The organism is Streptomyces colonosanans, from assembly GCF_001866645.1.
GTDB classification, from domain to species: domain Bacteria; phylum Actinomycetota; class Actinomycetes; order Streptomycetales; family Streptomycetaceae; genus Streptomyces; species Streptomyces colonosanans.
In genome coordinates, this window is the sequence record NZ_MLYP01000046.1 from 68,221 (window position 1) to 79,521 (window position 11,301).

The window sequence follows — 11,301 nt, forward strand, 5'->3', positions numbered from 1 at the left end:
TTCGGTACATGGCGGACACGAAGCGCGAAATCGAGCGGAAGTACGAGGCTGCGGCCGGGGACGAACTGCCCGACCTGACCGGCGTCCGCGGGGTCGCGGCCGTCACCGACAAGGGCGTCGCCGAACTCGACGCCACCTACTACGACACCCCCGACGAGCGGCTCGCCCGCGCTTCCCTGACCCTGCGCCGCCGCACCGGAGGCGGCGACGCCGGCTGGCACCTCAAGCTGCCGGTCGCCGAGGGCGTACGCGACGAGATCCGCGCCCCCCTCTCCGACACCGTGCCCCCGGCCCTCTTCGGCCTCGTCCGTTCCCGCGTCCGCGACGCCGAACTCGTCCCCGTCGTACGACTGCGCTCCGAGCGCGACATCCGCCGCCTCGTCGACGCGGACGGCGCCCTGCTCGCCGAGGTCAGCCTGGACCGGGTCCGCGCCGAACGGCTCAGCGGCGGCTCCGGCACCGCCGAGTGGACCGAGATCGAGGTCGAACTGGCGGACGACGGCGACCCCGCCTTCCTCGACAAGGTCGACAAGAAGCTCCGCAAGGCCGGGCTGAACCGCTCGTCGGCCGCGTCCAAGCTGGCCAGGGCCCTGGAGGAGACGGGCAGAGGCACGGAGCCCGCCGCGGCCGGCCCGGGGAAGAAGCCGGTCACCGCGGGCGACCACGTCCTCGCCTATGTCCGCGCCCAGCGGGACGCGATAGTCGAACTGGACCCCGCGGTGCGCCGGGACGTCTTCGACTCCGTGCACTCCATGCGCGTCGCCACGCGCCGGCTGCGCGGCACCCTCCGCTCCTACGCCAAGGTCCTGGACCGCGGCGTCACCGACCCGATCGCCGACGAGCTGAAGTGGCTGGCCGGCGAGCTGGGCGTGGACCGCGACCAGGAAGTACTGACGGACCGTCTGACGGCCGCCGTCTCCGCGCTGCCCGAGCCTCTGATCGCCGGCCCCGTCCTGCGCCGCCTGCGTACCTGGTCGACCGCCCGGCGCGGCGGCTCCCGGCGCCGGCTCACCGCCGTCCTGGACGGCGAGCGCTACCTGGCACTGCTGGACACGCTGGACACGCTGGTCGCCGACCCGCCGCTGCTGAAGGCCGCCACCGGGACCCCGTCGAAGGTGATCGCGGGGGCCGTGCGGAAGGACTTCCGCAAGCTCGCCGGTCTGGTGGGCCAGGCCCTCGACCTGCCACCGGGGCACGACCGCGACACCGCGATGCACGAGGCCCGCAAGAAGGCCAAGCGCGCCCGGTACGCGGCCGAGGCCGCCGTGCCCTCGCTCGGCCAGCCGGCCGGGGCCCTGGTCAAGTCGATGAAATCCCTGCAGACCCTGCTCGGCGACCACCAGGACAGCGTGATGGCCCGCAGCGCACTGCGGGAACTGTCGGCCCAGGCCTACACGGCGAGGGAGAACACCTTCACCTACGGCGTCCTGTACGGGCGCGAGGAACGGCGTGCGGCCGAGGGCGAGGCCGCGCTGCCGGCCACGTGGGAGGCAGCCACGAGCGAGGGCGCGGCCGGTCGTCCGATCTGAAGCACCTCTCGGCGTTCTCCTGCCGTGCCGGGGGCGGCTCCACAACCGCTACGCTTGAGAGTCCCCTGTCAGCTCACGAAGGTTCGCAAGATGCCCGCCGAGTCCGTCTTCCCTCAGCTTGAGGCACTGCTGCCGCACGTGCAGAAGCCGATCCAGTACGTAGGCGGCGAGCTGAACTCGACCGTCAAAGCGTGGGACGAGTGCGACGTCCACTGGGCGCTCATGTACCCCGACGCGTACGAGGTCGGCCTGCCCAACCAGGGCGTCATGATCCTCTACGAGGTCCTGAACGAGCAGGCGGGCGTCCTCGCCGAGCGCACCTACAGCGTGTGGCCGGACCTCGAGGCGCTGATGCGGGAGCACGGTGTCCCGCAGTTCACGGTGGACAGCCACCGCCCGGTGAAGGCTTTCGACGTCTTCGGCCTGTCCTTCTCCACCGAACTGGGCTACACGAACATGCTGACGGCCCTGGACCTGGCGGGCATCCCGCTGGAGTCCAAGGACCGTACCCTGGACGACCCGATCGTCCTGGCGGGCGGCCACGCGGCCTTCAACCCCGAGCCCATCGCGGACTTCATCGACTGCGCGGTCATCGGCGACGGTGAGCAGGCGGTCCTGGAGATCACCGAGATCATCCGCGCCTGGAAGGCGGAGGGCCGTCCGGGCGGCCGCGAGGAGCTGCTCTTCCGCCTGGCCAAGACGGGCGGGGTCTACGTCCCGGGCTTCTACGACGTCGAATACCTCCCTGACGGCCGCATCGGCCGGGTCGTCCCCAACAAGTCGGGCGTCCCGTGGCGTGTGTCCAAGCACACGGTGATGGACCTCGACGAGTGGCCGTACCCCAAGCAGCCCCTCGTGCCGCTGGCGGAGACGGTCCACGAGCGCATGTCCGTGGAGATCTTCCGCGGGTGCACGCGAGGCTGCCGCTTCTGCCAGGCGGGCATGATCACCCGCCCGGTGCGCGAGCGCTCCATCACGGGCATCGGCGAGATGGTCGACAAGGGCCTGAAGGCGACGGGCTTCGAGGAGGTGGGCCTCCTCTCGCTGTCCTCCGCGGACCACTCCGAGATCGGCGACGTCGCCAAGGGCCTGGCGGACCGCTACGAGGACGACAAGATCGGCCTGTCGCTCCCGTCGACCCGCGTGGACGCCTTCAACATCGACCTGGCGAACGAGCTGACGCGCAACGGCCGGCGTTCCGGCCTCACCTTCGCCCCCGAGGGCGGTTCCGAGCGCATCCGCAAGGTCATCAACAAGATGGTCTCCGAAGACGACCTGATCAGGACCGTCGCGACGGCCTACGGCAACGGCTGGCGCCAGGTGAAGCTGTACTTCATGTGCGGCCTGCCCACCGAGACGGACGAGGACGTGCTGCAGATCGCCGACATGGCGACGCGCGTGATCCAGAAGGGCCGCGAGGTCTCGGGCTCGAACGACATCCGCTGCACGGTCTCCATCGGCGGCTTCGTCCCCAAGCCCCACACCCCCTTCCAGTGGGCGCCCCAGCTCTCGGCCGAGGAGACGGACGTCCGTCTGGAGAAGCTCCGCGACAAGATCCGCGGCGACAAGAAGTACGGCCGCTCGATCGGCTTCCGCTACCACGACGGCAAGCCGGGCATCATCGAGGGCCTGCTCTCGCGCGGCGACCGCCGGATCGGCGGGGTCATCCGCGCGGTCTACGAGGACGGCGGCCGCTTCGACGGCTGGCGTGAGCACTTCTCCTACGACCGCTGGATGAACTGCGCGGAGAAGGCACTCGCCCCCCACGGCGTGGACCTCGACTGGTACACGACCCGCGAGCGCACGTACGAGGAGGTCCTGCCCTGGGACCACCTGGACTCGGGCCTCGACAAGGACTGGCTCTGGGAGGACTGGCAGGACGCCCTCGACGAGACGGAGGTCGAGGACTGCCGCTGGACCCCGTGCTTCGACTGTGGCGTGTGCCCGGCGATGGACACCTCCATCCAGATCGGTCCGACCGGCAAGAAGCTGCTGCCGCTGACGGTCAAGAAGTAGACGGGCCGCGCCGCCGATCGCCCCGACGGGTGGCGGCGGCGCGCACCCCTCGGCGACCTCTGTAAGCCGCCGCCGGTCTCCCGGCGGGAACTCGAAGCCGCCGAGACACGTACTCTAGGTAGCAGTACGACCGCTCTCACGAAGGACTGAACGACACTGGGCAAGCGACAGCCCGAAGGCCCGCCGCCCGCACCCGCGGTGCAGCGCATCCGACTGCGCTACACCAAGCGCGGCCGCCTCCGGTTCACCAGCCACCGTGACTTCCAGCGCGCCTTCGAGCGTGCGCTGCGCCGTGCCGAGGTGCCGATGGCGTACTCGGCGGGGTTCACGCCGCATCCGAAGGTGTCGTATGCCAATGCCGCACCCACCGGCACGGGCAGTGAGGCGGAGTATCTGGAGATCGCGCTCACTGAGACGCGTGACCCGGACCGGCTGCGCGAGCTTCTCGACGGGTCGCTGCCCACCGGGCTCGACATCGTCGAGGCGGTCGAGGCCCGCACCTCCGGGCTCGCCGACCGGCTCGAGGCGTCGGTGTGGGAACTGCGTCTTGACGGCGTGGAGCCCGCGGACGCCGAGCGCGCGGTGGCGGCCTTCAATGCGGCCGGGACCGTCGAGGTCCAGCGCAGGACCAAGAACGGCGTCCGCACCTTCGATGCCCGTTCGGCCGTCGCGAGCCTCGAAAGCCTTGAAAGCGCTGAAACGCAGAGTTCGCAGGCCGATAGGCCGATTGACCGGCCCTGTGCGATACTGCGGCTGGTTGTTCGGCACGTGACGCCTGCCGTACGACCCGACGACGTCCTGTCCGGTCTCCGCGCCGTGGCCGACCTGGCGCCGCCGGTCCCCGCAGCGGTGACCAGGCTGGCGCAGGGGCTGTTCGATGAAGAGACCGGCACGGTCACCGACCCGCTCGCGCCCGACCGCGAGGCAGCAGCGACCGCGCCGACCACGGCCGCCGCCACTGCCGCCGCGAAGGCGCCGGTGTAAGGAAGGATCCGCGTAGGGACGGACGCCGTAGCGCCGCCCTCGTACTCGGGAGCCACCTGGGTCGGGCAGCGCACCGACCACAAGACTTTCGCCAGGCCGTACGTACATGGCGTACGGAACCGGCGAGACAGGACACAGAAAGCTCCCGTGCGGCGCCCGCGCCCCGGACGGCGGCACCGCGCAACGCGCGAGCCGCGGACGTCACCGGCGATGCCGGACCAGGCGCGGCGCCCGGGAGCCTGACGGGAGAAACGCCCGCATGCTCGAACCGACCGAGCCCATCAAGGGTTCCGAACACAACACCCCCAGCGACACCCTCCCCCCGCGTCGCCGACGCCGCGTCGCGTCGCGTCCGGCGGGCACGCCGACGGCCGCCGCCGAGGCCGTGGCAGAGGTGGCATCGGCCATACCGGCCGCGGAGACCACTGGGGCGGAAGAGATCGAACAGGCGGAGGCGGTGGCCGAGGCCGCCGTTTCCGATGAGGCCGCCGCTGCGGCTGAGGTGGAGGAGGCGGCGCCGCGTCGTACGCGTCGTCGTGCCACGCGCCGGGTGTCTTTGCCGGCCGGGGCGCCGGAGTCCACGCAGGCGGTTGAGGTGGTGGAGCCCGCCGTTACGGAGGCTGCCGAGGCTTCTGAGGCCGTCGAGGTGCCTGCTGTTGCGGCCGAGGTCGTGGTGGCTGAGGTGGAGGAGGCGGCGCCGCGTCGTACGCGTCGTCGTGCCACGCGCCGGGTGTCTTCGCCGGCCGGGGCGCCGGAGTCCACGCAGGCGGTTGAGGTGGTGGAGCCCGCCGTTACGGAGGCTGCCGAGGCTTCTGAGGCCGTCGAGGTGCCTGCTGTTGCGGCCGAGGTCGTGGTGGCTGAGGTGGAGGAGGCGGCGCCGCGTCGTACGCGTCGTCGTGCCACGCGCCGGGTGTCCTCGCCGGCCGAGACTCCCGTCGCCGCCGAGGCAGCGGTGAGCGAGGAGGCCGAGCCGGTGCCCGCCGCCGAGGCGGCCGTCGAGGCTCCCGTCGCCGAGGAGACCGCCCCCCGCCGCTCCCGTCGCCGGGTGTCGGCGCCCGCCGGAGCCCCCGAGGAAGAGGCCGCCGCAGCACCCGTGGCCACCGAGGCCGTCGAGATTCCCGCCCCGGCGACCGCTACGCCGGAGCTGGAGCCGGTCGCCGAGGCTGCTGCCCCCCGCCGCAGCCGCCGTCGCGTCGCCCGTAAGGCTGCCGGTGGTTTCTCCGAGCCCGCGCAGTCTGCCGGCGCGGAGTCGTCCGAGTCCGGGCAGCGTCCCGCGCGTCCCGCTGTTCCCACGTTCCAGGCGCCGGTGTTCGCCGAGCCCATGTTCCAGACCCCGGAGCGCGCTGCCGCTGCCGCTGCCGCCGAGGCCGCGGAGCAGCAGGAGGTGGCCGCTGAGGAGGAGACCGCCGGTCCGCGCCGCCGCCGTCGTCGCCGTGGTGGTGACGAGGAGCCCGTGGCCGTGACGCCCGAGACCACCGAAGAGGTGGAGGAGGCCGAGGAGCCGGAGGAGTCCGTCGAGGGCGAGGAGGCCGAGGAGTTCGAGGAGTCCGGCTCGCGCCGTCGCCGCCGCCGTGGTGGCCGTCGCCGTCGCCGTGGTGAGTCCGCCGAGGGCGAGTCCGCGGAGACCGAGGAACTCGCCGCCGAGCAGGCCGCACAGGACGCCGAGGACACCGCCGAGCAGGTGGAGGAGGACGCCGAGGAGGCCGCGGAGGAGCGTGGCGAGGAGCCGGAGGGCTCCGGCAGCCGTCGCCGCCGTCGCCGTCGCCGCCGGGCCGGTGACACGGCCGTCGACACCGAGTCCTCGTCCGACGACCCGGAGCGCACGGTCGTCAAGGTCCGCGAGCCCCGCAAGAAGGAAGACGTCGACGAGGTGCAGTCCATCAAGGGCTCCACCCGTCTGGAGGCCAAGAAGCAGCGCCGCCGGGAAGGCCGTGAGCAGGGCCGCCGTCGCGTCCCGATCATCACCGAGGCGGAGTTCCTGGCCCGCCGCGAGGCCGTCGAGCGCGTGATGGTCGTACGCCAGAGCGGCGAGCGCACGCAGATCGGCGTCCTGGAGGACGGCGTGCTCGTCGAGCACTACGTCAACAAGGAGCAGTCGACCTCGTACGTCGGCAACGTCTACCTCGGCAAGGTGCAGAACGTCCTGCCGTCGATGGAGGCCGCCTTCATCGACATCGGCAAGGGGCGCAACGCCGTGCTGTACGCCGGTGAGGTCAACTTCGAGGCGCTGGGGCTGGCGAACGGCCCGCGGCGCATCGAGTCCGCGCTGAAGTCCGGGCAGTCCGTGCTCGTCCAGGTCACCAAGGACCCGATCGGACACAAGGGCGCCCGTCTGACCAGCCAGGTCTCCCTGCCCGGCCGCTACCTGGTCTACGTGCCCGAGGGCTCCATGACCGGCATCAGCCGCAAGCTGCCCGACACCGAACGGGCCCGGCTGAAGACCATCCTCAAGAAGATCGTTCCCGAGGACGCGGGCGTCATCGTGCGCACCGCCGCCGAGGGCGCGAGCGAGGAGGAGCTGCGCCGCGACGTCGAGCGACTGCAGGCGCAGTGGGAGGAGATCCAGAAGAAGGCGAAGAACGGCGGCGCGCCGACGCTGCTGTACGGCGAGCCGGACATGACCGTCCGCGTGGTGCGTGACATCTTCAACGAGGACTTCTCCAAGGTCCTCGTGAGCGGTGACGACGCCTGGCAGACCATCCACGGGTACGTCTCGCACGTCGCGCCCGACCTGGCCGGCCGGCTGCAGAAGTGGACGAGCGAGGTCGACGCCTTCGCCACGTACCGGATCGACGAGCAGCTCGCCAAGGCGCTGGACCGCAAGGTGTGGCTGCCCAGCGGCGGTTCGCTGGTGATCGACCGGACCGAGGCGATGGTCGTCATCGACGTCAACACGGGCAAGTTCACCGGTCAGGGCGGCAACCTCGAGGAGACCGTCACCAGGAACAACCTGGAGGCGGCCGAGGAGATCGTCCGCCAGCTGCGGCTGCGCGACCTCGGCGGCATCATCGTCATCGACTTCATCGACATGGTGCTGGAGTCCAACCGCGACCTGGTGCTGCGGCGCCTGCTGGAGTGCCTGGGCCGGGACCGTACGAAGCACCAGGTCGCCGAGGTGACCTCGCTGGGCCTCGTCCAGATGACGCGCAAGCGCGTCGGACAGGGTCTGCTGGAGTCCTTCTCCGAGTCCTGCGTCCACTGCAACGGCCGTGGCGTGATCGTGCACCTGGACCAGGCCGCCACGGGTGGCGGCAAGCGCAAGAAGCGTGGCCGGGGCGTTGCCGAGGCCGAGACGCACGAGGTGGTGGTCGCGGAGGCCGAGGAGACCGCCGTGGCCGCACCGGCCGTCGAGACCGAGGTCGAGGTGGCCGCCGAGGCCGCGGCTCCCGTCGCGCTGCCCGAACCGGCGTTCGCGCCCGACGAGGAGCTGTACAGCAGCGTCGCCGAGGCCGAGGCCGCCGTTTCCCGCGGCCGTTCGCGGCGCCGGGCGACCCGGCGGGCGTCGGCCCCGGCAGGTGCGCCGCGGACCGAGGAGCGGGCGCCGAAGTCCCGTAAGGACGAGCGCGCCCCGAAGTCCCGGGAGGCCGCGGAGGCGGAGCCGGTGGCGGCCGAGGCCCCGGTCGTCGAGGCACCCGCGCCCGTCGAGGAGGAGGCCGCGCCCAAGGGCCGCACGCGTCGCCGTGCGACCCGCAAGGTGTCGGCACCGGCTGGTTCGCCCGCCGAGACCGTGGTGACGGTCACGGAGCACGCGCCGCCGGTCGAGGCTCCTGCCGAGCCGGTTGCCGAGGCTCCCGCCGAGCCGGTCGTCGCGCCGGTCGAGGCGCCTGCCGAGGACGCCGCTCCGGCCCGTCCGCGCCGCCGGGCGGTGCGTAAGGCCACCGCGCCCACCTCGTCCGAGGAGACGGCCGTCATGGTCGTCCCGTCGGCGGCGGAGGCTCCCGTCGAGCCGCAGGCGGAGGTTTCCGCCGAGGCCGAGGCGCCGGCGCCCGCCAAGAAGGCGGCTCGCAAGACCGCCAAGAAGGCGACGGCGAAGAAGGCCGCCACCAAGAAGGCGACGGCGACGAAGACCGCCGCGAAGAAGACGACGGCCAAGAAGACCGCCGCCAAGAAGACGACCGCCAAGAAGGCGGCGGCGAAGAAGACGGCAGCGGCGCAGCAGACGCAGCCGTCCGTCTCGGCCACGACGGAGGACTGACCCGGCCCTCGGCACCTTGGGGCGCCGCGAGCGAAGAAGCGCGGGACACCGATGGAACCCATCGGTGTCCCGCGCTTCTGTGATGGCCCTGCTCAGGCGTTTCGTTCCGCTCCGTTTCGTTTCGTGACGCGCGGTTCAAGGCGCCGTCGGCGCCGTTGCCGACGGTCCCGCAAGGTCCGGTTTGACCGCCCGGCGTGGCGCCCCGTAACCTAGGCCGTCGGCATGTCCACTGATATGCCACATCCCCGTAAACCTCTTCCTCCCGGGCGCCGGGCGCTTCGGGAGAGGCTGCTCGTGCCGGGCAGCTGGACTGCGGGGAGCCGTTTCCCGAGTGAGAGAGTGAGATCCGCGTGTACGCCATCGTGCGCAGCGGTGGTCGCCAGCACAAGGTTGCTGTCGGCGACATCGTTGAGGTTGACAAGATTTCCACTGCCAAGGTTGGCGACACGGTCGAGCTCTCGACCCTGCTCGTGGTCGACGGCGACGCCGTGACCAGCGACCCGTGGGTGCTGGCCGGCATCAAGGTCCAGGCCGAGGTCGTGGACCACCACAAGGGCCAGAAGATCGACATTCTGCGCTACAAGAACAAGACCGGTTACCGCCGTCGCCAGGGCCACCGCCAGCAGTACACGGCGATCAAGGTCACCGCGATCCCCACGGCTGCGAAGTAAGGGACTGAGGAGAGATGGCACACAAGAAGGGCGCATCGTCCACCCGGAACGGTCGCGACTCGAATGCCCAGCGGCTCGGCGTGAAGCGCTTCGGCGGTCAGGTCGTCAACGCGGGTGAGATCCTGGTCCGCCAGCGCGGCACCCACTTCCACCCCGGCGCGGGCGTCGGCCGTGGCGGTGACGACACGCTGTTCGCGCTGCAGGCCGGTGCGGTGGAGTTCGGCTCCCACCGTGGCCGCAAGGTCGTGAACATCGTCCCGGTCGCCTGACCGGACGTCTTCGCGCGCAATCGCGAATCTTCGCGAGGCGGACCTCACTTTCCCGGTCGGGAAGGCGGGTCCGCCTTCGCGCGTTTTGGAATAGACACTGTGAGCGGGGACATGTCCCCTACGTTTCTGGAGGCACCGAACCATGACCACCTTCGTGGACCGCGTCGAGTTGCACGTCGCCGCGGGTAACGGAGGCCACGGCTGTGCCTCCGTCCACCGCGAGAAGTTCAAGCCGCTCGGCGGCCCCGACGGCGGCAACGGCGGCCGTGGCGGCGATGTGATCCTCACCGTCGACCAGTCCGTCACCACGCTCCTCGAATACCACCACTCGCCGCACCGCAAGGCCACCAACGGCAAGCCCGGCGAGGGCGGCTTCCGTTCCGGCAAGGACGGTCAGGACCTGGTCCTGACGGTTCCGGACGGCACGGTCGTGCTCGACAAGGCGGGGAACGTGCTGGCCGACCTGGTCGGGCACGGAACCTCGTACATCGCCGCCCAGGGCGGTCGCGGCGGACTGGGCAACGCGGCGCTGGCCTCGGCCCGCCGCAAGGCGCCCGGCTTCGCGCTGCTCGGCGTGCCCGGTGACCTGCAGGACATCGTCCTGGAGCTGAAGACGGTCGCGGATGTGGCGCTCGTCGGCTATCCGAGCGCGGGCAAGTCCTCGCTCATCTCCGTGCTGTCCGCCGCGAAGCCGAAGATCGCCGACTATCCGTTCACCACCCTCGTACCGAACCTGGGCGTGGTCACCGCGGGCTCGACCGTGTACACCATCGCCGATGTGCCGGGCCTCATCCCGGGCGCCAGCCAGGGCAAGGGCCTCGGCCTCGAGTTCCTGCGGCACGTCGAGCGGTGCAGCGTGCTCGTGCACGTGCTGGACACGGCGACGCTGGAATCCGAGCGCGACCCCGTCAGCGACCTCGACATCATCGAGGAGGAGCTGAAGCAGTACGGCGGCCTCGGCGACCGTCCGCGGATCGTCGTCCTCAACAAGATCGACGTACCCGACGGCCGGGATCTGGCCGAGATGGTGCGGCCGGACCTGGAGGCCCGCGGATACCGCGTCTTCGAGGTGTCCGCCGTGGCCCATCTCGGGTTGAAGGAGCTGTCGTACGCCGTCGCCGACCTCGTCGCCACGGCGCGGGCCGCCAAGCCGACGGAGGAGGCGACCCGGATCGTCATCCGGCCCAAGGCCGTCGACGACGCGGGCTTCACCGTCGTACGCGAGGACGACGGCCTCTTCCGCGTGCGCGGCGAGAAGCCCGAGCGGTGGGTGCGCCAGACCGACTTCAACAACGACGAGGCCGTCGGCTACCTCGCCGACCGGCTCAACCGCCTCGGTGTCGAGGAGAAGTTGATGAAGGCGGGCGCCCGGTCCGGCGACGGCGTCGCCATCGGCCCGGAGGACAACGCGGTCGTCTTCGACTGGGAGCCCTCGGTGATGGCGGGCGCCGAGATGCTGGGCCGACGTGGCGAGGACCACCGGTTCGAGGGGGCCCGCCCGGCCGCACAGCGCAGGCGCGACCGGCAGGCCGAGCGCGACGAGGTCGAGCAGGAATTCGACGACTTCGATGCGTTCTAGTGCCGTGGCAGGCAACGTTTGCCCGTTAAGGAGCGGCGTCCGGTGCGTTCCCCCACGC

7 protein-coding genes are annotated in these 11,301 nt (G+C 71.4%); all 7 read left to right on the forward strand.

Going from position 1 to position 11,301, the window contains the following annotated elements:
- Positions 1–8: 8 nt before the first annotated feature.
- The 7 genes from BIV24_RS18375 (at position 9) to obgE (ending at position 11,243) form a co-directional block, all read left to right on the forward strand.
- Positions 9–1,529 (forward strand): CYTH and CHAD domain-containing protein, encoded by a 1,521-nt coding sequence (locus BIV24_RS18375; RefSeq protein WP_071367430.1) that lies wholly within the window; start codon positions 9–11, stop codon positions 1,527–1,529.
- 90 nt (positions 1,530–1,619) lie between these two features.
- Positions 1,620–3,545 (forward strand): TIGR03960 family B12-binding radical SAM protein, encoded by a 1,926-nt coding sequence (locus BIV24_RS18380; protein ID WP_071367431.1) that lies wholly within the window; start codon positions 1,620–1,622, stop codon positions 3,543–3,545.
- 198 nt (positions 3,546–3,743) lie between these two features.
- Positions 3,744–4,529, forward strand: a complete 786-nt coding sequence (locus BIV24_RS18385) for a TIGR03936 family radical SAM-associated protein (RefSeq protein ID WP_071367432.1) — start codon at positions 3,744–3,746, stop codon at positions 4,527–4,529.
- Positions 4,530–4,788: 259 nt separating this feature from the next.
- A complete protein-coding gene (locus BIV24_RS18390; RefSeq protein ID WP_071367433.1) occupies positions 4,789–8,724 on the forward strand; it encodes an Rne/Rng family ribonuclease in 3,936 nt (1,311 codons plus the stop codon).
- 350 nt (positions 8,725–9,074) lie between these two features.
- Entirely contained in the window at positions 9,075–9,395 is a 321-nt protein-coding gene (rplU, locus tag BIV24_RS18395) for a 50S ribosomal protein L21 (protein ID WP_071367434.1), read from the forward strand.
- A 14-nt stretch (positions 9,396–9,409) separates the two neighbouring features.
- Positions 9,410–9,664, forward strand: a complete 255-nt coding sequence (gene rpmA, locus BIV24_RS18400; RefSeq protein WP_061922958.1) for a 50S ribosomal protein L27 — start codon at positions 9,410–9,412, stop codon at positions 9,662–9,664.
- A gap of 142 nt (positions 9,665–9,806) precedes the next feature.
- Positions 9,807–11,243 (forward strand): GTPase ObgE, encoded by a 1,437-nt coding sequence (gene obgE / locus BIV24_RS18405; protein ID WP_071367435.1) that lies wholly within the window; start codon positions 9,807–9,809, stop codon positions 11,241–11,243.
- Positions 11,244–11,301 lie beyond the last annotated feature (58 nt).

What these genes read in the sequence shown, in the direction of transcription:
- rpmA (WP_061922958.1), top strand. Translation starts at nt 9,410, where the DNA reads ATGGCACACAAGAAGGGCGCATCGTCCACCCGGAACGGTCGCGACTCG.
- obgE (WP_071367435.1), top strand. Translation starts at nt 9,807, where the DNA reads ATGACCACCTTCGTGGACCGCGTCGAGTTGCACGTCGCCGCGGGTAAC.
- BIV24_RS18375 (WP_071367430.1), top strand. Translation starts at nt 9, where the DNA reads ATGGCGGACACGAAGCGCGAAATCGAGCGGAAGTACGAGGCTGCGGCC.
- BIV24_RS18390 (WP_071367433.1), top strand. Translation starts at nt 4,789, where the DNA reads ATGCTCGAACCGACCGAGCCCATCAAGGGTTCCGAACACAACACCCCC.
- BIV24_RS18380 (WP_071367431.1), top strand. Translation starts at nt 1,620, where the DNA reads ATGCCCGCCGAGTCCGTCTTCCCTCAGCTTGAGGCACTGCTGCCGCAC.